The organism is Streptomyces sp. CA-106110 (assembly GCF_050936285.1).
In the GTDB taxonomy this organism is placed as follows: Bacteria; Actinomycetota; Actinomycetes; order Streptomycetales; family Streptomycetaceae; genus Streptomyces.
In genome coordinates this window covers 5,792,574-5,814,811 of sequence record NZ_JBNJNB010000001.1, presented here as the reverse complement: position 1 = coordinate 5,814,811, position 22,238 = coordinate 5,792,574, and the positions used below count along the sequence as shown (strand labels likewise).

Below are 22,238 nucleotides of genomic sequence, written 5' to 3'. Positions count from 1 at the left end.
CAGGGTCGGCCCGAACTCCGCGCGTGCCAGTGCCAGTTCGGTCGGCGTGGTCGGGATCGGGGTCTCGGGGACTGGGGTCGGAGAGATCGTGCCGGGGTGGCACTGTCTGCGCGGACCTGCTCGGTGCGCCGCATCAGCTAGCGGTGTAGGTGGAGCACGATTTCGAGCCACAGGTCGGGGTGGTTGGTGCGTCGGGCCGCAGCCAGTTGCTCACATCCACCGCGAGCACGATCCGTCCGTCGGCGGCACGCGAAAGCGGCGTGGAAGCAAGCAGCCTGCGAAGGCGGCGCGGCTCCAGCCAGCCGTGATTGACCGCGTCGTACATCGCTCCGTGCCCACGCCGGTGCTCGGCTGCGAGCGTCAACTCGACCAGCGACGTCACTGAGCCGTCCGAGCACAGCACTGGTGAGGTAGACCCGAGGCGCGGAACCGATGTTGTCACCGGCCCGTTTCCCGGAGCCCCCTCCCGAACCCGGCGTATGCGTCTCCACATACCGGGCTCTCTGCGTGCCTTCCCCGCTGGTCAGCCGCTTGCCGCAGCTGCCGGTTTCGGTGTCCATGGGGTTGCGATGACGCTGCCGCGGTAGCGGTAGCGGGTCACTGCGACGCTGGAGGCGCCGGTGAACACGACCCCGTTGTGGGCGAACCTCGACCCGGTGTCGCAGAAGCGACGACGGAGTTCTTTCATGGGCAAGCCGGTCTTGCCTGCGTACTTGGCCCTCGTCCAGCACATCAGCTGATTCCAAACATGGAAAACGATTGCGTTGAAGGTGGCCTTGGACGCTCCGTGACTGAAGTAGTTCGCCCACCCCGCCAGAGATCTGTTCAAGCCAAGGATCAGCTCGTCGAGGTCCATGTGGAGGGTTGACCTGTATGTCTTCACGTTCACCTTGCCCTCGACCGACTTGATCGCCTTCTTGGACGGCTTGGTGTAGACGCAGTATTTCGACGTCTCCCGCTTCCGCTGGCGGCGGATGTGGTGGCCGAGGAAGTCAAAGCCAGGAGGGTCGCGTCGGGGTGGTCCTCTGCTAGCTGCATCTGCGCTTCGACGACCTGGTCCGGGTCCGTCAGGTCTGCGGCGACCGACCATGCAGCGCCGGATTGCGAGAGGCTCGACACGGCCTCGTCAAGCTTCTGGCCCGTGCGGCCGACGAGCACTGCACTGCCGCTTGCCACGACCACGTTCTCGGCAGTCTTGAAACCCATGCCGCTGGCACCGTCGATCACAACGATTTTCTTGCCTTCGAAGTCCATGGCCACGCGAATCACTCCGTATTAAGCAGCGAACATTTCTTCTTGTTTTGCAGTCACAGTCGACTCTGACACGATCATGTCTACAACAGCTCTACAGCGTGTCTACGATGCACACCACGACGGCAGGCGCTGTTCATGAGAGCGTCATTGCCATGCCCCATTACGCGCGGCCAGCAGAGCATTTAGTCGCATGCCCAGGCCCCTTCGGTAGTGGTGCGTCGAAAATGAGCACGCCGCCGGACCGCTTCTGCACGCTGTACCGTCTACTTTCCGAGAGCGCCAGCAGGAATCGCCGAGGCGCCTTCTACCGGACGCTGCTAACGGGTCGGGCAGCACCTCCGCCGACCCGACGGCCTGAAAAGCGGAACGGACCCCCGGCGAGTTCTTCCCGCAGGACTTCGGCGTGTGCCTTGGTGCCCGACACGAGCAGGCACCGGTGAGTCGGCGGCGGGAATCTCACCTGCCGCCGCTCGCAGAACCGTGCGGGAACCTCTCGGCTCACACGGCTCACATCGCCCAGCCATCACGCTTGAGACCGAACCGCCAGTGGGCGAAAAGGTTCGGGTACCGGCGGGCGGTGCCCGCCAGCAGTTCCCTCGCCTTCCGCTCCCTGCGGTGAAGCCGTTTGTACTTCCGGCAAGCCCAGCGCACCAGATACTCGTTGAGGCGCCGGAGGAGGGGATACAACATGGACTTGTAGAAGCGCCCGTAATAGTTGACCCACCCTTGCACGACGCTGTTGAACATCCGCGCAAGGTCGTTGAGAGACTTGTCACTGCGGGCGGCAATGCGCCAGGAGCGGATCTCCTTGCCCATCGCCTTGATCGCCTCCTTGCTGACCGCGGACAGGAAGTTCACAAAGTGCTTCCCATACCGGTTCTTGGCCAGCCTCGGACGGAACGTGTACCCGAGGAACGTGAACGACGTGTGCTCGTACGAGCCGCGCCGGTCGGCGTCCTTGCAGTAGACGATGCGCGTCTTGTCCGGATGCAATTCCAGACCGACCTGCGATAGGTCTGCCGATGCCCGTTGCTGCTGTTCAGCGGCTTGAGGGGATGGCTGCGGACACGAGGACGGCCGCCTTGATCATGATGTGGTGTGACGCAACATCAGAACGAGACGGCCGCTTCGACGACGGTAGACCACGAAGGCCACGACATCACGTTCGGGGGCCTGTTGGCTTCGGTGGCCGACTGCTTCGCCCGCTCCGAGACCCGGGAGACGTTCGCACGGATGACCCGGGGCATGCTGATGGAACTCGAAGACGTCAACTGCTGGAGCCTGGCCGAAGCGATCGGTGAGCGGGGCCCGCACCGCCTGCACCATCTGCTGTCCCGCGCGGTGTGGGACGAACAAGCGGTGCTCAAGCGGACGGTGGCCTGGGCCGTGGACCTGCTCGACGACGGCGGCGGGATCCTGATCGCGGACGAGACGGGAGACGCGAAGTCCTCCACCGACGCGGTGGCCGCGGCCCGCCAGTACTCCGGCTCGGTCGGCGGAGTCGCCCTGTGCCAGGTCGCGGTGCACCTCACCTTCGCCACGTCCGCCGGGCACTGCCTGATCGACCGGCGCTTGTACTTCACCAAGGAGTGGGCCGCAGACGAGGAACGCCGTGAGCTGACCGGTGTCCCCGACGAGCTGTGCTTCGCCACCAAGCCGCACCTCGCGCAGGACATGCTCCGCACCGCCGGCCGGCAGGGCATACCCGCTTCGTACTTCCTGGGCGACGAGGTCTACGGAGGGCGGGAGCTGCGTAGCGCCTGCCGTGAGCTGGGCCTGGGCTACGTCGTAGGAGTGCGCTCCAACCACCAGGTCACCACCCCGGCCGCGAAGCTGAGCGTGACCCAGGCCGCTAGCCGGCTGCCGAAGCGGGCCTGGCAGCGGATGCGGACCGGCGCGGGGCAGAAGGGCATACGCGACTACGACTGGGCGATGATCGAGGTCACTGCCGACGACACCCCCGACGGACACGACCGCGACGCGGGGACGTCCGTGCTGCTGGTCCGCCGACACCGCTATACCCGCACCGTGTCCTACTACCGCTGCTTCGCCCCCGGGCCGGCGACGCTGGCAAGACTGGTGTCACTGGTGTGCCGCAGGTGGCGGGTAGAGGACGACTTCCAGGACGCGAAGGAGGTCTGCCACCTCGACAAAGGCCAGGTCACCTGCTGGAACTCCTGGCACCGCTGGAGCGTGATCGCCCTGGTCGCCTACGCCTTCCTGGCCGTCGCCGCTGCCCTCGAACGTGCCGCCCAGACCGGCCGGAACGATCCTGCCGAGGCCGACCTCGTCCCCCTCAGCAGCCACGAACTTCTCCGCCTGCTACGGGCCTTGATCCTTCCGTCGCCCCGACGAGGCCCCGAACACCTGCTGTGGTGGTCCATCTGGCGCCGCCGCCATCAACACCGCGCCCGCCTCTGCCACCGCCGTTGGCACGCGTACGCCGACACCACACCATGAACAGACAGCGCGCCGGCAGCTATCTACAGCTGCCGTATTAGCGGAGATCATTTCTCAGTGACGAGGTCTGGGATTGCCCTGACTTCACGCCCACGCTGGCTCCAAGATGTACGCAACCGTTTCCAGAAGATGCACGCTACTGTTTCCAGCATTTGACACCACCGCCGAAGATGGCCGCGGCGCTGGCAACGGTTCCCGGATGTCTGGCCCAATTTCCTGCGCGAAGTATGGACTGGAGGTTCCGGGCGGCGGCGGAGGCCCAACACTAATGATCACCGGAGTCACCAGGGAGCCCGCAGCATGACCGGCACCACGGAGGCCCTTAGCGGGTCGGCTGCAGTCGACAACGCAGCACGAAGTATCACGTGCCCATTCTACGTATACGCCGTGCTCACCAACTCGCTATTCCAGCGCGGCGTATTCGTGATCTTCCTTTATCAGCGCGGCTTCTCCGCCGCGCAAGTGGCCCTACTGCAGACACTGCTCTACCTGGTCAGCGGACTTGCGGAGTTGCCGACGGGAGTCATCGCCGACCGAATCGGCAGGCGTGCCAGCATCGTGATCGGCCAGATGCTGATAGCTGGATGTCTGCTCGGTCAGGTGTCGTTCTCCAACTACTGGGTGTTCCTGGCGCTGTTCATCGGGCAGGGTGTAGGCATGGCATGTGTGTCCGGTTCGGACACCGCCCTGCTGTACGACCTGCTCGTGCGTCGTGGCGCAACGGCCAGCTACGTCAGGATCAAGTCCCGGTTCACCATGCTCGGGACGGTCACCTCGGGAGCCGCCATCGTCCTCGGCGGCCAACTGCAGCAGATTTCCTGGGGAGTCGTCTACGTCGGTTCGGCGGCGTGGCTCGTCCTGGCCGTGGTGGTGCTGATGTCAGAGGTGCCCGAGATCCGCGGCGCGGACGCGGTGGACGAGCAGGAGGGAGCCGAGGAGGAGCACGGCGACGTCACAGCATGGCGGCGATGCTTCGGGTCGCCACGCCGGCGCTCGTGACGCTTGTCGTGGTGTCCGGATTGATGCATGCGACTTTGACGCCGTACATCATTTTTACGCAGAAGACCCTCTCCGATCAGGGAGCGGGCACCGCATTGGTCAGCGTGGTCATATCGGCGGGATTCATCGCCGGCGGGCTCACTCCGCTGCTGTCGGACCGCGCGGACCGGCGCATCGGGTATCGGGTCATAGCCCCGGTGTCTCTCCTGACGCTCGCCGCGGCACTTGGCCTGAGCGGCCTCGGCCTTGTCTGGGTCACCATCGCCGCGTTCCTGGCCCTGGTCGGGATTCCCGAGATCACCGCCGTGATCGTGGACAACGTGTTCAACGAGGCCGTGCCGTCGCGCCACCGGGCGAGCCTGCTGTCGATGATCGCATTCGTGGAGTCGGCGCTCATCGGCATCGGCTATCTCGTCCTCGGCGCGCTCATGGACGGGATGGGCTCCAGTGTGGGCATGGCCACCTACGCCGCAGTCCCCCTGCCAACGTCGCTTGGATAGTCTAAGATCGCCTATCATCTCGCTCTTGTGTCGAGGGGTCACATAGCTGGTGAGACGTACCCGGAGCGGATCCGGATGGGGCTGCTGTCGCGGACCTTTACGCCCGAGTTGGTTGACTTTGTGGTTGACGAGGCTGGGGCGCGGGAGGAGCGGACTCGGTCCTTGCCGTCGCGGCTGGTGGTGTACTTCGTGCTCACGATGTGGCTGTTCACGGGAAACGGATACGGGCTGGTGCTGCGGGAGTTGGTGGAGCATTGGCCGCGTCGACGGGGTGAGGAGTGGCGGCCGGCCGGCACGGGCTCACTGACGTTGGCCCGCCAGCGAGTGGGGCCCGGTCCGCTCCGGTTGTTGTTCGACCGGGTCGCAGGGGCGAGCGGGAGTCCGGCCACCCCCGGTGCCTTCTGGCGTGGCCTGCGCCTGGCTTCCCTGGATGGCTCCCTGCTCGACGTGCCGGACAGCGAGGCGAACGCCGCCGCCTACACCCGCGCCTCCAACGGAGGCCGGCCCGGTCCGTATCCGCAGGTACGGCTGCTGGCACTGGTGGAGTGCGGCACCAAGGCGATGATCGGCGCGGTCTTCGACTCCTTCGCGGTGGGTGAGCGGACCCTGGCACGGCGCCTGCTGGTGCACCTGCACACGGGGATGCTCGTGATGGCCGACCGAGGCTTTCCCGCCTTCGGCCTGTGGCAGGCCGCCGCGGACAGGGGCGCCCAACTCCTTTGGCGCGTCTCGGACTCCTTCACCTTGCCGGTGGATCACGTCCTGTCGGACGGCACCTACCTCTCCCACCTCAACGGCCCGCGCGGGGCGCGGATCACGGTGCGGGTGATCGAGTACACGGTGCTGACCACCACCCTCGATAAGGACGGGGCGAGCGGGGAGACCTCCGAGCTGTTCTGTCTGATCACCACGCTGCTCGACCCGGCCTCGGCGCCCGCCCGCGAGCTGGCGGAGCTGTACACGGCGCGCTGGACCAGCGAAACGATCTTCAAACACATCAAAATCGAGCAGCGCGGCGGGCGAACCGCCACCCTCCGCTCGAACAGCCCCGCCATGGTCGAGCAGGAACTGTGGGCCATGCTGTGCGTCTACCAGGCCCTCCACCAGCTGGCCGCCGATTCCGCCCACCGCGCCCACCTCCCCGTCTCGCACATCAGCTTCAAGCAGACCCTCGCCGCCGCCCGACGCTCCGTCGGCGCGGACTTTTCCCCTCGCCAGCTGACCGCCAAGGTCCGTGACGTCCAGGACGACCTGATCCGCGAGGCCGTCAAGCCCCGCCCCGGACGCGCCGCACCCCGCGCCACCAAGCGCAGCGGCACCGGCTACCGCAGCCTGCGACCCGACGAACCGGCCACCACCCACGTCACCCACACCATCGAGCTCCAGCTCTTCCCCCAAGACCAACGCCCCGCACCACCGAACAGCCCAGCCATCCCGCAGATCACCACATATGACGAGACGTCGCCTCCGCCTCGACAGATGGCATCAGCTGCCTAAATCAAGCGACGTTGGTCCCCCTGCTGGCATGTCTCCTGTGGCTCCCGGTGCTCTTCCGAGGGGCACGGGTGACCACCGAGATCAAGAAGCCCGCCGACCAAAAGGCATCCTGAAACAGACCATCTCGCGCAACGTTCTGCCCGATGGCAGAGGCGCTGCTCGTTGACATGTCGCTCCCAGTCAGCGACGGAGCTGTCATCGCGACGATCAGCGCCAAACGGGATGGGAAGAATCGCGCCACTGAGAAAACCTCATTGGATCACTGCCCAGTTGGGCAGGCTGCCGTGTGGAGAGAAGCTGCCTTAAGCGCCATGTCGCACTGAACCAGCGGGACTTGTGATCGTCCGGCGTTACCTAGACGAAGATGACGAGCTGGCCCAGCACCTCACCCACCAACTCAACAGTCCACCGGACTGGCCAGAAGGTGGAGGTCTGAACACCGGGCACGTCGCCAAGATTGCTTCCGCGGCAGCCTGCGACGTCTCATACAACCAAGCGGCCAACGGCCATCTGGTCGACCTCTTCGCCGCGCTCCCTCTGCCAGGCACTCCCGAAGGGCGTGAGTTCTGGGATTCGCTGAGGGATGTGGGAGGTGAAGCCACCTGGAACATTGTTCCTGCTAACGCGGGCGGTCCCTTCTTCGATCGCGTGATCAACGGAAACGAAGGGGGCATCGCCGGCCGCGTGCTCAGCTTTCTGGAGGAGCTCGACCAGCAACAGCGCGACGCCGTGGCCGAAGTGATCGGCGGCGCATTGGATCACAACACGTTCGGAGTCGGTGGCCGATACCTCGGGAAACTGTGGCTGCGTGACGCCGAGACCGCCGCCTGGCACGTCCTGCTCGCCAGTCGCCAGTCGCCAGTCGCCGGACGTACGAGACGTCAGACGACCGCAAGCGATTCCTTGAAGCGTGGGGCAGCGCCTAAACGGTGCGATAGAGTGTCAAATGTGCACCATGAAGGCCCTGGTCGCGAGCGGTTTCCGCATCCGGAGGGGCTGCCTGGCCCACGCATGCCCCATGGGCCCTCGGAAACGGGGCCCATGCCATCACCTCTTGCGGGAGGCCATCTGCTCAGGCGTCGCCACACAGCGGAACCCGGTCCGACTGTGATGGAGAGCGCAGCCTGCTGCCCGAGCGGGTGGCAGGGCTCCATCTAGTCCTTCGTGATTCCGAGGGCCTTGTCTGGTCGGCAGTGCTCGCAGGGGTGGTGGAAGCCACCGTCCTTGACGAGTGCGTACTGGGCTGTGGTGGCGTCGAGGGTGGCGACTGGGTGGTCGATCTTGGCGCAGTCGGCGACATGGATTGTCGTTCCCGTGGGTCGGCCGGCGCGGCGCTCTCGCTCACTGACGTAGCCGTCGGTCGTCCGTACCCGCTGCTCAAGGTCACCGATCTTCCGCCGGGTGTGCTCGAGCTGCCAGGCCAGCCACTCTTCAAGGACACACAACTTGGCCAGGCGCTCGACGGAAGACAGTTCGGTCATGTGTTCGATTCTAGGATCGCGGGCTACCTGCCGGAAGCGGAGCACTGGAACGAGGATTCCCTCGTGACTCTGAGGCACGCTTCCCTCCAAACGGGTTCGGTCCGTTCCATGGCAGCCGAGGGGTGAGCCCCGTGCATGGCTTTCCAAGATCTGGCTCAGCAGTCGTCGCGTAGCGTCCCCCTGTGCTCGCACTATTCGACCTCGACAACACCCTGATCGACCGGCAAGGCGGCTTGGAGGCATGGGCGGGCGCCTTCGCTCGTTCGCGCAGACTGCCAGATCAGGCCGCGGCGCTGGTGACTTCCAGGCTGCGAGACCGGGCGTACCCCGAGGACTTCGTCTACTTGCGAAACGTTCTACGGCTCACCGACGGCGCCGAGGACCTGTGGTGTGAGTACGTCGACGGAGTGGCTCGGTCGGTGCACTGCTTTCCTGGGGTCCTGGAGGTCTCCAAGCGCTCCGGAGCGATGGGTGGAAGCTGGGGATTGCAACAAATGGGGCGGTCGATATCCAGCGGGCCAAGCTCGACAGGGCGGGGCTCGCCGCGCTCTTCGACGGAGTCGCCATCTCGGAAGGCATCGGAGCACGGAAGCCAGAACGTGCCCTCTTTGAGGCCGCCGCCGCGGCTTGTGGCGTCCCGCTAAGCGGGGTCTTCGAAGTTAGGCGGGGGTGCGATGTCCGTCGTTGCTCGTGCCTGTCACGCAGCGTGAGTGATTGGCTGTCCGGGCCCCTGGACGCAAGGCGCCCGTGGCCATCGATCATGACTGTTCTTTACGCAGCTTGATCACATGGAACCACGGGCTTGGACAACGATACGACGAAGCTGTTGGACCTCGACGGCCTGGCCGTGGAGCGGGTCGAGCGCCTGGCGGACGGCACCCGGCGGACGGCACCCGGCGGGTGCACCTGGTCACCGCGGACGAGACCGCGCGGGCCTGCCCGTCCTGCGGGACGTTCGCTTTACGGGTGAAGGGCCTGGTCCGCACCCGTCCACGTGATCTCTCCTACGGGGAACGGGGATTGGAGCTGGCATGGCTCAAACGCCGCTGGTACTGCCACGAGCCGGACTGCGTCCGAAAGTCCTTCACCGAGCAGGTGCCCCAGATTCCGGCGGGTGCCCGGATCACTGCCCGGCTTCGTCGCGCCGCGGCCCTGCGGGTGCGTGATGCCGGCTCCACCGTCGTCCAGGCCGCCCGCGACCTGCACGTCTCCTGGCCAACGGTGATGTCCGCATTCCGCACGGCCTCCCGTGAGGTGACCGACGCCGAGCTGCCCGAGGTGGAAGTGCTGGGCGTGGACGAGCTTCGCGAGCTGGGCGGAGGTGGCTTCCTCGGCGGTCAGGCTGGTGACGGCGTAGACGGTCTTGACGGTGGTCCTGCCGGTTTTGCGGTCGGTGCGCACACTTCTACAACTGGCATCGACCACACCGAACACTGAGACAAGCCGCGCCGCTTCGCCCACTACCCCAACCGATCACCGTGCCAGCGCACGTGAAGCATCTTGAGGTCCGTCAACGAGACCGACTCGGAGGAACCCTGCACGAGTACCAACATGCCGCCTGAACAGGCCGGATGATTAATCGGCACCCGCAGGGCCGGCCGTGGCCTGGGTCGGTACCGATTCGAGGAGGCCGAAGCGTGGGTAGAGGGCGTCGAGGTGGAAGCGGGTGATCGCGCGGATCTGCTCGCCGGAGATGTCGAGCACGATGAGCCCGCCCGGCGTGGCCACCGGCTTGCCCGGTTGGCTGACATAGCTACCGAGCGCGGGCTGCGTGTTGGCATACGTGGGCAGCAGAAATACCTCGCGCTCGCCCCGGTAGTCGAATGCCGCCCGGAAGAATTCGGCGATCGCGTCGTGGCCGTGGTACTGGTGGGGCACCGGCGGCATGGAGAGCCATGCGTCGTCGGTGAGCAGCGCGATCAGGCCGTCGACGTCGGCGGCGACGAAGGCGTCGGCGAAGCGACGGGCCACCTTGTCGCGCTCCCCCGCTGACCCGCGCCGGTCCGCTGGTCCCTCCCGCCCGGACGCCGCGTCCACCGCGGCGCGGGCACGTTGCAGGGCGCCCTTGATCGCCGTCTGGCTGGTGCCGAGCATGTCGGCCACTTCATTGGTGTCGAAGCCGAGCACGTCGCGCAGTACGAGTGTGGCGGCCTGGCGTGGTGGCATCCGCTGCAAGGCGGACACGAACGCCAGTTCCACCGCTTCGCTGGCCTGGTACCGCACGTCCGGTCCGGGCGCGGTGTCGGCGATTCCGTCCAGCAGGGTGTCCGGGAACGGTTGCAGCCAGGCGATCTCGTCCCGGCTGGTCGGCTCGGGTGGCTGGAACGGCGGCACCGGTTCGGGCACGACTCGCCGGCTGGCGGCGCGTAGCGCGTTGAGGCACTGGTTGGTGGCAATCCGGTACAGCCACGAGCGCAGTGACGACCGCTGCTGGAAACCGCCCATTCCACGCCACGCCGCGACCAAGGTCTCCTGCAGTACGTCCTCGGCGTCGGTCAGCGAGCCGAGCATCCGGTAGCAGTGCACCAGCAGTTCCCGCCGGTGCGGTTCGGTCAGCTCGCGGAACGCCTGCTCGTCTCCGGCGCGGGCCCGGTCCAGGGTGGCCTGTTGCACGACCACAGCCTGCCATGCCCCACCGACATTTTTCGAGAAATTCCGCGCGCACCGTTCCGTTCGCGACCGGGCCGGTGTCTGCACGAGTGACAGACACACCGAGAGCGAGGGAGTTGAGTTCGATGAACCAGGCACACCGTTCAGGTTGGACGTTGGCGATCACGTCGGTGGCGTTCTTCATGGTCGCGCTGGACGCGCTGGTGGTCACCACCGCGCTGCCGGTGATCGGGCGGGACCTGCACGCCGGGATGACGACGCTGCAATGGACGGTCAACACCTACGGCCTGACCTACGCGGCGGTCATCATCACCGCGGCCGCGCTGGGCGACCGCTACGGACGCCGGGCGGTGTTCATGGCCGGTCTCGCGGTTTTCACGGTGGCGTCGGCCGGCTGCGCGCTCGCGCCGAGCGTGGCGGCGTTGCTGGCTGCGCGCACCGTGCAGGGGGTCGGTGCTGCCGCGGTGATGCCGCTGAGCCTCACCATCCTGACCCGGGCGTTCCCGCCGCAGCGGCGGGGCGCGATTGTCGGTATCTGGGGCGGCCTCGGCGGGCTGGCGGTGGCCGCTGGTCCCTTGGTCGGCGGCGCCGTGACTCAAGGCCTGGACTGGCACTGGATTTTCTGGGTGAACGTGCCGATCGGGCTCGCCGCGCTCGCGCTGTCCGGTGCCCGGCTGCCGGAGTCGCGGGGGCAGGCAGTTCGGCTGGACGTGCCCGGCGTTGCCCTGCTGACCGGGGGCGTGTTCGCGCTGGTCTGGGGCCTGGTGAGGGCCGGCGAGGTCGGTTGGGGCGCTGCGCAGACCGTGGTCGTGCTGGCGCTCGGGCTCGCGCTGGTGGCCGGGTTCGTCGCCTGGGAACGGCGCACGGCCACGCCGTTGCTGCCGCCGCGGTTGTTCCGGGTGCGTGACGTCGCCGCGGCTAACGCCAGTGCCTTCCTGATGAGCGGCGCGGTGACCGCGTCGGCGTTCCTGATCGCGCAGTACTGCCAGCTGGTGCTGGGCTACTCGCCGCTGGGCACCGGGCTGCACCTCCTGCCGTGGACGGCCACCCCGCTGCTGATCGCCCCGGTCGCCGGGCGGTTGTCCGACCGGATCGGGCGGCGCCCGGTGCTGGCCACCGGTCTGCTGTTGCAGGCCGTGGGGCTGGGTTGGTTCGCTCTGCTCGCCGACGGCCGACCGCACTATGCCACGCTGGTGGCGCCGTTGGTGGTGGCCGGTATCGGCATCTCGATGGCGCTGCCCACCGCGGCCACCGCGGCGATCAATGCGGTGCGACCGGAGGAGATGGGCAAGGCATCGGGCACCAACAGCACTCTGCAACGGCTGGGCGCCGTGTTCTGTGTCGCGATCGCGACCACCGTGTTCACCGCCGCCGGCGGCACGGCCACCACGTTCGCCGCGGGCTTCCGTCCCGCGCTGGAGATCGTCGCCGCGATGTCCCTGCTCGGGGTGGGCACCGCTTCGGCACTGCACGGCCGCCACGCCAGCCGGTCCGCGTCGGCCCCGGCCGCGCGGCTTGTCGACGCGGGCAGCCCCACCGCCTGACCACCCTGTCCGAACACAACAACCAACAGGGCTTGTATTTCAATTAGTGCTTGTTCAGGCGAAGTTGGTGGGACGGTGGACCATGACTGTGCGTCCGCCCGTCACCGCCTTACGGGCCAAGTTCGATCGGATCCTGCCGCATCTCGACGAGCGCCGCCGTCGGCTCTACCTGGCTAGCGAGGCCGCGGCCATCGGCCACGGCGGGATCGCTCTGGTTGCTGCCGCCTCCGGGACCAGTCCCGCCACCATTGCGCGTGGCGTCACCGAGCTGGCCGGGGACCCGGTGCCGACGCGGCGGGTCCGGGCTGCGGGAGCTGGCCGCAAGCCGTTGACCGTCGCCGACCCCGGCCTGCTAGCGGCGCTGGAGTCGTTGATCGAGCCGCACACCCGGGGTGATCCCGTCTCCCCGTTGCGATGGACCACCTTGTCGCTGCGGGCCCTGGCCTCGACTTTGACGTCACAGGGCCATCCGGTCAGTGCCGCAACCGTCGGGCGCCTGCTGCACGGCCTGGGTTATAGCCTGCAGGGCACCGTCAAGACCACCGAGGGTGCCAGCCATCCGGACCGCGACGCCCAGTTCGCCCACCTGAACGCCACGGCCACCGCCTTCCTCGACGACGGACAGCCGGTGATCAGTGTCGACACGAAGGCCAAGGAATGGCTTGGCAACCGTGACCGGCCCGGTCGCACCTGGCGGCCGGGCATGGACCCGATCAAAGTCGACTGCCACACCTTCACTACCAGCGACCAGCCCGTCGCCATCCCGTATGGGATCTACGACATCGCCACCAACACCGGCTGGGTCAACGTCGGGACCGACCACGACACCGCCGAGTTCGCGGTGCAGTCCATACGCCGCTGGTGGCAGCGCCGCGGACAGGTGCACCACCCGGACGCCACCCGGTTGTTGATCACCGCCGACGCCGGCTCGAACGATCCCCGTCGCTGGACGTGGAAGAAGCACCTGGCCGCCTTCGCCCTGGAGAGCGGCTTGGAGATCACGGTCTGCCACTTTCCGCCGGGCACGTCGAAATGGAACAAAATCGAAGTGCGCCACGAGGCGCCGGTGCGCCGTGAGGCGCGGTGAATCGAAGGAGGTGCGAGACCTCCTCGCCAGGTTGTCGCAGCAGCCTGGTGGGAGCTGAGCGCAGTCCGATCCGGGAGACGCCGGGGAGGGCGGGAAGCAGCGCTGACAAAGCCGGGACTGCTCGGAACTACCAGACGGGCCGGGTCCGGCGAGCGAGATCAGAGGGCGTACGAGAGGAACCAGTGGTAAAGCTCCGTAAGCGTGGCACCGGCTCAAATCTGGTGGATATGGGCCGGGTTGTAGCGCACAGTTCGCTCGTTGAGCGGGCTGACTCCGTAGCCGACTTGGCGTGTCGGTGGGGAGGCCACGGCGAAAGCCTGCGGCGTAACCGTGGCGATGCTGCCGGGGCAAAGCTGGGCGCCGGACTGACCGATCGATTCACCGTGAACACGGGAACCATCTCGCGTTGTTCCCCGGGCCCGGAATCCATCCGGGTTCTTGGGATAGATACGTCGTCTGTCGAAGGCGCGGGATGGGGCGGAGGCCCCGTAGTAGTCCGAGCGGACGAGAGGTCCGCGCATGGCGAAGGGGGCCAGCAAGTCGGCAATAAGGATGCTGGAATGCCGGGAGGCCGTTGGTGAATACCGACGAACTGGAATACGTCTTACTCAAGGCGGAACGCCGGGTACTGGAAATCCAGACCAAGCTGCACCGTTGGGCCAGTGATGACCCTCATCGCAGGTTCGATGATCTGTACAACCTCGCCGCGGACCCGGGCTTCCTGCTGGTGGCCTGGGATCGGGTGCGGAATAACAAGGGCGCGCGCACGGCGGGAGTGGACGGCGAGACCGCCTACTACATCGAGTCCGTGCGGGGGCTGGAGGGGTTCCTTTCGGAACTGCGAGATGATCTCAAAGCCCGCACCTTCCGGCCCCTCCCGGCTCGGCGACGCGCGATTCCCAAGGCTGGCGGCAAGGTCCGCTACTTGGGGGTCGCGACCATCCGAGACCGGGTAGTCCAGGCGTCCGTGAAACTGGTGTTGGAGCCGATTTTCGAGGCGAATTTCCTCCCGTGTTCCTACGGATTCCGTCCGAATCGCCGGGCTCACGACGCAGTGGCCGAGGTGCACCATTTCGCATCCCGCTCGTATGAGTGGATTGTTGAAGGTGACATCAAAGCCTGCTTCGACGAAATCTCGCACACTGCTCTTATGGGCCGGGTGCGGGAACGGGTCGGAGACAAACGTGTCTTGGATCTGGTGAAGGCATTTCTGAAGGCTGGCATCCTCGATGAGGACGGCACGCTGGTGGATACCAACGCTGGGACTCCGCAAGGGTCGATTCTTTCGCCGTTGCTGAGCAATGTGGCTCTCTCGGTCCTGGACGAGCATATCGCCCAAGGGCCGGGCGGCCCCGGAGCCAGCCCGTATGGAAGGGCCAAGCGACGCCGTCAAGGTCTGCCCAACTACCGTCTCGTGCGGTATGCGGACGACTGGTGCCTGCTCGTGTCGGGCACCAAGGCACACGCTGAAGCCCTGCGGGAAGAAATCGCCGGGGTCCTGTCCACGATGGGCTTACGCCTGTCGCCGGAGAAGACCCTGATTACCCATATCGACGAGGGCCTCGTCTTCCTCGGCTGGCGCATCCAGCGCCACCAGAAGCGAGGCACCGGCAAACAGTACGTCTACGTCTATCCAGCCAAGAAGGCCCTGGTGGCCGTCATGGCCAAGGTGAAGACGATATGCCGGCGGAGCACGAACCTGTCGCTCGAAGACCTGCTGCGTCAGCTCAACCGGATGCTGCGGGGCTGGACCGCGTACTTCAAGTACGGGTGCTCGAACGCGACTTTCAGCTATCTGAGGGCCTATCTCTGGAAGGAGATCATCAGATGGCAGGAGCGCAAGCATCGGCGCGTTCCTTGGAAGGTACTACGCCGACGCTACGGCATCTGGCCCGCCGAGGGCGGGAAGGAATTGTTCGATCCGGCAAGAGTGAGCGCAAAGCGCTACTACTACCGGGGAACACGCATCCCGACACTGTGGCCGAGCACAGCATGAAGTGAACACCGACCCACGGGACTTGTGGAGAGCCCGGTGCGCTTAGCGGTGCACGCCGGGTTCGGGAGGCGACCCGGAGAAACGGGCTGGTCGTGAGGCCAGTACCGCGCTCCGGGTCGACCTCACCTGTTACCGGGCAGGGGTGAAAGGCCCCTGCCGCCGGACTGTCGCAGCAGTCCGGTGAAGCTGAGGGCAGCCGATCCGTGGAGACGCGCGGGGAGGTAGGAGCAGCCCTGACAACGACGGAGCGCGTCGGTACTTCCAGACGGCGCGTGTCCGGCAAGCAAGACGAGACGCCGTACGAGAGGAACCAGTGCCTGACGTCCCGTAAGTGTTCCACCGGCTCCAATCTGGAGGATATGGGCTGGGTGCAGCGCACGTCGCCCGTCGGGTGACGACTTCGAAGCCGGTCTTTCGATGCTGGTGAGAAGGCCACGCTGAATGCCTGCGGCGTAGGCGTGGCGATGCTGTCGGGGTAGAGCTGGGCGGCTCGCTCGTCGACCGGAGAGTGGTGAACGTGGGAAGCGTGCTGGAATCGCCCTTCCCGGCTGGCACCCAGTCAGCCGGTGGGCAGGCCCGTCGTCGGCTGACGGCTCCAGTGCGTGGCGGAGGTCCCGTAGTAGTCCGAGCGCACGAGAGGTGCGTGCATGGCGAAGGGGGCCAGCAAGTCTGTGGCCGAAGTGCTGGAAGACCAGGAGGTTTTCGCCGGTGAATACCGACGAACTTGAGGCCGTCACGTATGTGGCGGAGCGACGGGTACTGGAGATCCAGACCAAGCTGCACCGTTGGGCCCGTGATGATCCTCATCGCAGGTTTGATGATCTGTTCAACCTTGTCGCCGATCCCGCGTTCCTGCTGGTCGCGTGGGATCGGGTGCGGGGTAACAAGGGTGCGAAGACCGCCGGGGTGGATGGCCGCACTGCGGCGTCCATCGTGGCGCGGACGGGAGTCGAGGAGTTCCTCGGCGGGCTGCGGGACAGCATCAAGGACCGCAGATTCCGTCCGCTGCCGGTGCGGGAGCGGATGATCCCCAAGCCAGGTGGCAAGTTGCGCCGGCTGGGGATCGCCACGATCGCGGACCGGGTGGTGCAGGCATCCTTGAAGCTGGTGCTGGAGCCGATCTTCGAGACGGAGTTCCTCCCGTGTTCCTACGGGTTCCGTCCGAACCGCCGGGCTCATGACGCGGTGGCCGAGGTGCGTTTCTTCACGTCCAAGTCGTATGAGTGGATCGTGGAGGGCGACATCAAAGCCTGCTTCGACGAGATCTCGCACTCCGCTCTGATGGATCGGGTGTGTAAGCGCGTCGGAGACAAACGCGTTCTGGCCTTGGTGAAGGCGTTCTTGAAGTCGGGCATCCTCGGCGAGGACCGTGTGCTTCGGGAGACCACCGCCGGGACCCCGCAGGGTTCGATTCTCTCGCCGTTGATGAGCAACGTGGCTCTGTCGGTCCTGGACGAGTACATCGCCCAGTCGCCGGGAGGCCCGGGGTCTACGCCCTGGGCGCGGGCCAAGCGGCGTCGTCAAGGTCACCCCAACTACCGGCTGTCCAGGTACGCGGATGACTGGTGCCTGATGGTCCACGGCACCAAGGACGACGCCGAAGCTCTGCGCGAAGAGATCGCGGAGGTGTTGTCCACGATGGGTTTGCGCCTGTCCGTGGAGAAGACCCTGATCACCCATATCGACGAGGGACTGGATTTCCTCGGGTGGCACATCCAGCGCCACCGCAAACGGGGGTCCAGCCGCTGCTACGTCTACACCTATCCCTCGCGCAAGGCCCTCAAGGCCGCGATGGACAAGGTCAAGGCGATCCGCCGCGGAACGGCCACCGGCCTGCCACTGGACGAACTGCTCATCCAGATCAACAAGATGCTGTTCGGCTGGTGCATGTACTTCCGCCCCGGAGTGTCCAGCGCGACCTTCCAGTACCTGAGCTCGTACACGTGGGGCCAGGTCATGAAGTGGCTGCGCCGCAAGCACCACCGGATCAACCGGAGGGACCTCCGCCGCCGCTACTGCGGCGGGGGGTGGTGGCCAGCAGGGGAGGAACGGACGCTGTTCGATCCCGGCAAGGTACGCACCACGCGTTACCGATACCGAGGATCAGCCATCCCTTCTCCCTGGCCATCCGGATGAGGGCAATCACCAACAATCTGACGGGACTTGTGGAGCGCCCGGTGCCGTGAGAGCGGCACGCCGGGTGCGGGAAGCGGCCCAGAGAAACGGCTCGATCGAAAGACGAGACCGCGCTCTGGGCCGACTTCACCACCGAATGTTCTGCCACATCACCGCGAACTGGCGCGGCCGACCACTGACCAGCTACCAGGTCGTCATCGAAACCATCGCCGCGACGACCACCCGCACCGGGCTGACCATCGACGCCGAGCTGGACACCGGCAGCTACCGCCTGGGCACTACGGTGACCGCCGCCGAGTTCCAGGCCCTGCCAATCACGCCCGACGCGTTCCACGGCGACTGGAACTACACCCTGGCGCCAGTCCCGCCCCGAACGCCACAGACGCCGGCGACCGCCCGGCGGATCGACCCCGACCTGACCACGATGCTCAGCAATCCGGCCCTGACCGGCATGCCACGGTCCGACTTCGAACGCCTGGTGGCAGTCTCCGAGCCGTACTGGGACGCCCTGGCCGAAGCGGCCTTCCAGCGACGCTTCCACCGTCCGCGCAGTTACCTCCACCCGCAGACCAGCAGCCTGGACCACTACCACCGCCTCCTGGCAGCGCTCTTACGCCGACGCAGGGCGATCACCAGCACCCTCCTGGCCCAGCTGCTGGGCGTTACCCGCACCAACCTCTCCAACCAGTTCCAAGACGGGCACCGGCTCCTGGACCTGCATCGCATCGCCGTTACACCGCTGCCTGGGTCGCCCGCCCGGACCCTCGAACAGCTTCGAGTTCGCTTGCCTGACGAGGACCATCCGGAAGATCAACCCTGACAGTTATTCAGAAACAAGCCCACAATGGACAGGAAAACTGTCATGACCGACACCACCAGTCCCGCGCTGTGCACCGCATTGGCCTACTTCGAAGCGTGGACCGGCCACGACATCGACAAAGCTTTGAGCTACCTGTCGGAGGATTTCGTGTGCGACGCGCCGGCCGGTCGCCTGGCAGGTCCCGCGGCGTTCCGGGATTTCATGGCCCCGTTCCTGCAAATCCTCACCGGTTCCCGCCTGATCGCCGCGTTCGGCGACGAGGACACCGCGCTGATCATGTATGACACGCAGACCATTCCGGTGCCCAGCGCTCCCGCCGCCGAGCACCTCACTGTCCGCAACGGCAAGATCATTCACGACCGGTTCGTCTTCGACCGGACCCCGTTCCAGGCCGCGAGCTGACCGATCAGCGTCGCCGGGGAGCCCGCCAGCTGGTGGGCTCCCCGCACCGTTACGGGACAGCCTTCAGGAACGTCAATACCTCGTTCGCGACGACGTTGGGGCAATGTAGGACACACAGGTGGCCGAGATCGCTCAGCAGGACCGCGCGGCCACCGGGACGCTACCGTCCATCCGACACCGTCATGGCGTTCCTCGAAGCACTGTGACTATGCCGACCTGCTGTCCGGGGATGCCGCTGCCAGCACCGCCACCGGACAGCAGGTCGGCATAACCCGCAGGTCTTCATAGACGCCTTATGCCGACGTTGGCATAAGGCGTCGCTGGTGACGACTGCTCTGGCCAGTTCGGCGACGGTGTCCAGCAGTGAGGACTTTCCAGTAAGCGCCCGTCGCTCGCTGTGATCGCGATGCCGACGGTGCGGTCCATGCGTTCCCCAAGTCCGGGCAGGCGTAAGGCCGGGTCTTCGAAGTTAGGCGGGGTAGAGGTGTCCTCGGGCTCGCCGGGTGGTGACGCAGCGTGTCCGTAGGCGTTGGTTGTCGGCGTTGCGGAACCCTTGCATTTTGAGTTCCCGGTCACTCCGGGTGATGCGGGCTGGTCGGGGGCGGGACGGATTCCGCGGTTCTTATGACAACAGGGCGGCCTTTGCATGATCGTGTCTTCTCGCCACGAGTTGACAGTCGATCAGGCAAAGGCCGTGATGCACACTCTTCCTTCTCCCACGCCCGGTGTCGATGCCCTGCATGAACTGGCCGCGTTTCGAAGTCAGTTGCGCTCCTGTTTGTACCGTCGGGGCGATGCGCTGTTCGAACTCGCCGATGCGATGCTGTGCACCGCTGGTCCGGTGCAGTCGCCGGTGGAGCTGTCGCTGGAGCCGGAGTTCCTCCGGCGGCACAGTTCGGTGTACGACGCGCTGCACCACGGAGGGGTCTCGGCCGACCGGCTGCGGCAGGCCCTGGTCCAGCGCCTGTCCCCGGCCCGGGCGGGCGAGCCGCTGATGTTCGCCATCGACACCACCCCGCTGGCCCGTCCCGACGCGCGCTTCGCCGACCAGCGGACCATGGTGATGGTCCGCACCAAGGGGCCGGACATGTTCCTGCCCGGCTGGGACTACAGCATCCTGGTCGGCATCGGCTGGGGCGCCACCTCCTGGGTGCAGCCGCTGGAGGCGCGGCGGGTGCGCCCCACCGAGCAAGCCGGCGAGGTCGCCCTGCGGCAGATCCGCACCCTGCTGGCAGACCTGCAGGCCACCCGCCGCTGGCAGCTGGGCGACCCGCCCCCGTTGATCCTGCTGGACGCCGGCTACCGGGGCGCGGAACTGGCCACCGAGCTGGACTGCCTGCCCGTCCAGCTCCTGGTGCGACTGCGCGGCAACCGGCGCTTCCACTTCGACCCGCCGCCAAGGCTGCCCGGCACCAACGGGCGCCCCCAGCGGCACGGCGCGGAGTTCTCCTGCGCCCGCCCCGACACCCGCCCGGCCCCCGACAGCGAAGTCAGCCTTGACAGCGACCGGTACGGGAAGGTGACCATCCGCGCCTGGCACAACCTGCACCAGCAGCTGACCCGCCGCTCCAGTTGGTGGAGCGACTGGCCCGAGGACGAGTCCCTACCCATCGTGCGCGGCACCGTCCTGCAGGTGCAGGTCGAGCGGCTGCCGCACGGCGGCGGCACGGAGAAGGACTTGTGGCTGTGGCACCTTGGCCCCCAGCCCGCCGACCCCGTTCTGATGTGGATGGCGTACATGCGCCGCTTCGACCAGGAACACTTCCACCGGTTCGTCAAGGGCCACCTCGGCCTGGGCGCCGCGCGCCTGGACGCAGCCGAAGCCGTCGACCGGTGGATAGCGCTCGTCCTGGCCGCATACGCGCAGCTGTATCTCGCCCGGGACCTCGTCGACGATCTCCGCCGCCCCTGGCAGGCCCGTCCGCCCGTCGACGCCACCTTGAGCCCCTACCGGGTCCGGTTGGGGTTTCGCCGCCTCCGCGCGAAACTGCCCGCGATCACCAGGGCGCCGAAACCCCGGCCCGCAGGGCCCGGCCGCCCCAAAGGCTCACGGAACAGGCCGAAACTTCCCCGCCCTACCTACAGACCCCCGACCAGCCCGCATCACCCGGAGTGACCGGGAACTCAAAATGCAAGGAACCCGAAGGCGTTGCGGGCGACGAGCTTGATCACGCGGTTGATCCCTTCGCTTTTGGCGTTGTGGTGGCCGGTGTCGATGAAGGCGGCGATCTCGGGCCACCAGCGGTCGACGGTGGCGGCGAGCTTGGTGACCTCGGGGATGTCGCTGTTTGCGCACCAGGTCAGGAACTTCCATCTGGCATGGCCGATTTGTTCGCGGACGGCGCTGGTGCGGGCCAGCGCGAGCAGGGTGCGCAGGCTCTCCTTGGCGATCCACGCGGTCAGCAGTCGCTGTCCGATCGATCCTTGGTCCAGGAGCGGGTTCCACATCCGTTCGAACTGCTCGTGGGTGAGGTCCTCGCGGTTGCGCAGGAGGCGGTTGCGGGCCTTCCACTCCGGGTCGGTGGCGCGTCCGCGTCGGCCCCGGATCTCGGCGGTGGTGCGGCGCCGGACGGTGGAGAGCATCTTGTTGGCGAGCTGGACGACATGGAAGTGGTCGACCACGATCACCGCGTGGGGAAGGCCGGTGCGGAGGGCGGCGCGGTAGGTGGCCGACATGTCGATGGCGACATGCCGGATGTTCGTGCGCCAGGTCAGTGGGGTGGTGGACAGCCAGGCCAGGACGTCGGCGGCGCTGCGTCCCTCGACCTGGCCGAGGAGCCCGCCGGTGCCAAGGGCGTCGACGAAGCCGGTGTGCCAGCGGTCCCGGGTCAGCTGCCACTTTCCGGTGTCGGGGTCCTGTTCCCAGCGGGGCCGTCCGCGTCTGGTCTCGTCCACGCCCAGCACTTCCACCTCGGGCAGTTCGGCGTCGGTCACCTCACGGGCGGCCGTGCGGAATGCGGACATCACCGTTGGCCAGGAGATGCGCAGGTCGCGGGCGGCCTGGACGACGGTGGAGCCGGCATCACGCACCCGCAGGGCCGCGGCGCGACGCAGCCCGCCAGTGATCCGGGCACCTGCCAGAATCTGGGGCACCTGCTCGGTGAAGGACTTTCGGGCGCAGTCCGGCTCGTGGCAGTACCAGCGGCGTTTGAGCCATGCCAGCTCCAATCCCCGTTCACCGTAGGGGAGATCACGTGGCCGGGTGCGGACCAGGCCCTTCACCCGTAAAGCGAACGTCCCGCAGGACGGGCAGGCCCGCGCGGTCTCGTCCGCGGTGACCAGGTGCACTCGCCGGGTGCCGTCCGTCAGGCGCTCGACTCGCTCCAGGGCCAGGCCGTCGAGGTCCAACAGCGTCGTCGTATTGTTGTCCAAGCCCGTGGTTCCATGTGATCAAGCTGCGTAAAGAACAGTCATGATCGATGGCCACGGGCGCCTTGCGTCCAGGGGCCCGG

At 66.8% G+C, this 22,238-nt stretch carries 16 protein-coding genes and 4 pseudogenes; 12 read left to right on the top strand and 8 right to left on the bottom strand.

Annotated features, from left to right (window positions below):
* Positions 1–145: 145 nt before the first annotated feature.
* The 4 genes and pseudogenes from ACQEXA_RS26775 to ACQEXA_RS26760 form a co-directional block, all read right to left on the bottom strand.
* A pseudogene (locus ACQEXA_RS26775) lies at positions 146–493 on the bottom strand (transposase); the annotation flags it as partial.
* A 30-nt stretch (positions 494–523) separates the two neighbouring features.
* A complete protein-coding gene (locus ACQEXA_RS26770; protein WP_432930679.1) occupies positions 524–856 on the bottom strand; it encodes a group II intron maturase-specific domain-containing protein in 333 nt (110 codons plus the stop codon).
* 29 nt (positions 857–885) lie between these two features.
* On the bottom strand, positions 886–1,254 hold the full coding sequence (locus tag ACQEXA_RS26765; RefSeq protein ID WP_433134624.1) for an SDR family NAD(P)-dependent oxidoreductase: 369 nt from the start codon (positions 1,252–1,254) through the stop codon (positions 886–888).
* Positions 1,255–1,761: 507 nt separating this feature from the next.
* Complete coding sequence (locus ACQEXA_RS26760; protein WP_432930681.1) at positions 1,762–2,247, bottom strand: group II intron maturase-specific domain-containing protein; 486 nt, start codon at positions 2,245–2,247, stop codon at positions 1,762–1,764.
* A gap of 105 nt (positions 2,248–2,352) precedes the next feature.
* Here ACQEXA_RS26760 and ACQEXA_RS26755 point away from each other — a divergent pair, with 105 nt between their 5' ends.
* From ACQEXA_RS26755 to ACQEXA_RS26745, 3 genes and pseudogenes are all read left to right on the top strand, one after another.
* A complete protein-coding gene (locus ACQEXA_RS26755) occupies positions 2,353–3,714 on the top strand; it encodes an IS701 family transposase (RefSeq protein WP_433131276.1) in 1,362 nt (453 codons plus the stop codon).
* Between the two features lie 300 nt (positions 3,715–4,014).
* A pseudogene (locus tag ACQEXA_RS26750) lies at positions 4,015–5,195 on the top strand (MFS transporter); the annotation flags it as partial.
* A 93-nt stretch (positions 5,196–5,288) separates the two neighbouring features.
* Positions 5,289–6,710, top strand: coding sequence for an IS4 family transposase (locus tag ACQEXA_RS26745; RefSeq protein WP_432920441.1), 1,422 nt, complete (start codon positions 5,289–5,291; stop codon positions 6,708–6,710).
* 483 nt (positions 6,711–7,193) lie between these two features.
* Here ACQEXA_RS26745 and ACQEXA_RS26740 read toward each other — a convergent pair whose 3' ends face one another.
* Together ACQEXA_RS26740 and ACQEXA_RS26735 are read right to left on the bottom strand one after the other, a co-directional pair.
* Positions 7,194–7,544: a hypothetical protein gene (locus tag ACQEXA_RS26740; RefSeq protein WP_433131274.1), complete on the bottom strand. Its 351-nt coding sequence runs from the start codon at positions 7,542–7,544 to the stop codon at positions 7,194–7,196.
* Between the two features lie 320 nt (positions 7,545–7,864).
* Entirely contained in the window at positions 7,865–8,191 is a 327-nt protein-coding gene (locus ACQEXA_RS26735) for a DUF6233 domain-containing protein (RefSeq protein ID WP_432930687.1), read from the bottom strand.
* 424 nt (positions 8,192–8,615) lie between these two features.
* On the opposite strand from ACQEXA_RS26735, the gene ACQEXA_RS26730 reads away from it, so the two are divergent.
* Positions 8,616–8,975, top strand: a complete 360-nt coding sequence (locus tag ACQEXA_RS26730; RefSeq protein WP_433134622.1) for an HAD family hydrolase — start codon at positions 8,616–8,618, stop codon at positions 8,973–8,975.
* A complete protein-coding gene (locus ACQEXA_RS26725) occupies positions 8,939–9,628 on the top strand; it encodes a helix-turn-helix domain-containing protein (RefSeq protein WP_433131272.1) in 690 nt (229 codons plus the stop codon). Before ACQEXA_RS26730 ends, ACQEXA_RS26725 begins: the two co-directional genes overlap by 37 nt.
* Positions 9,629–9,766: 138 nt before the next feature.
* Here the strand turns inward: ACQEXA_RS26725 and ACQEXA_RS26720 are convergent, their stop codons facing one another.
* Positions 9,767–10,804, bottom strand: coding sequence for an RNA polymerase subunit sigma-70 (locus ACQEXA_RS26720; RefSeq protein ID WP_432930691.1), 1,038 nt, complete (start codon positions 10,802–10,804; stop codon positions 9,767–9,769).
* A 179-nt stretch (positions 10,805–10,983) separates the two neighbouring features.
* Between ACQEXA_RS26720 and ACQEXA_RS26715 the strand changes: the two genes are divergently transcribed.
* From ACQEXA_RS26715 to ACQEXA_RS26685, 7 genes and pseudogenes are all read left to right on the top strand, one after another.
* Entirely contained in the window at positions 10,984–12,345 is a 1,362-nt protein-coding gene (locus ACQEXA_RS26715) for a DHA2 family efflux MFS transporter permease subunit (protein WP_433131270.1), read from the top strand.
* 82 nt (positions 12,346–12,427) lie between these two features.
* Positions 12,428–13,399, top strand: a pseudogene (locus tag ACQEXA_RS26710) (ISAzo13 family transposase); the annotation flags it as partial.
* Positions 13,400–14,009: 610 nt separating this feature from the next.
* Positions 14,010–15,428, top strand: a complete 1,419-nt coding sequence (gene ltrA / locus ACQEXA_RS26705) for a group II intron reverse transcriptase/maturase (RefSeq protein ID WP_433131268.1) — start codon at positions 14,010–14,012, stop codon at positions 15,426–15,428.
* A gap of 708 nt (positions 15,429–16,136) precedes the next feature.
* Positions 16,137–17,564 (top strand): group II intron reverse transcriptase/maturase, encoded by a 1,428-nt coding sequence (gene ltrA / locus ACQEXA_RS26700; protein WP_433131266.1) that lies wholly within the window; start codon positions 16,137–16,139, stop codon positions 17,562–17,564.
* Positions 17,565–17,685: 121 nt separating this feature from the next.
* A pseudogene (locus tag ACQEXA_RS26695) lies at positions 17,686–18,356 on the top strand (ISAzo13-like element transposase-related protein); the annotation flags it as partial.
* A gap of 70 nt (positions 18,357–18,426) precedes the next feature.
* Positions 18,427–18,786, top strand: a complete 360-nt coding sequence (locus ACQEXA_RS26690; protein WP_433131264.1) for a nuclear transport factor 2 family protein — start codon at positions 18,427–18,429, stop codon at positions 18,784–18,786.
* 646 nt (positions 18,787–19,432) lie between these two features.
* Positions 19,433–20,902: a transposase gene (locus tag ACQEXA_RS26685; protein ID WP_432928856.1), complete on the top strand. Its 1,470-nt coding sequence runs from the start codon at positions 19,433–19,435 to the stop codon at positions 20,900–20,902.
* Positions 20,903–20,910: 8 nt separating this feature from the next.
* Here ACQEXA_RS26685 and ACQEXA_RS26680 read toward each other — a convergent pair whose 3' ends face one another.
* Positions 20,911–22,158 (bottom strand): ISL3 family transposase, encoded by a 1,248-nt coding sequence (locus ACQEXA_RS26680; RefSeq protein ID WP_433131262.1) that lies wholly within the window; start codon positions 22,156–22,158, stop codon positions 20,911–20,913.
* Positions 22,159–22,238: the final 80 nt, after the last annotated feature.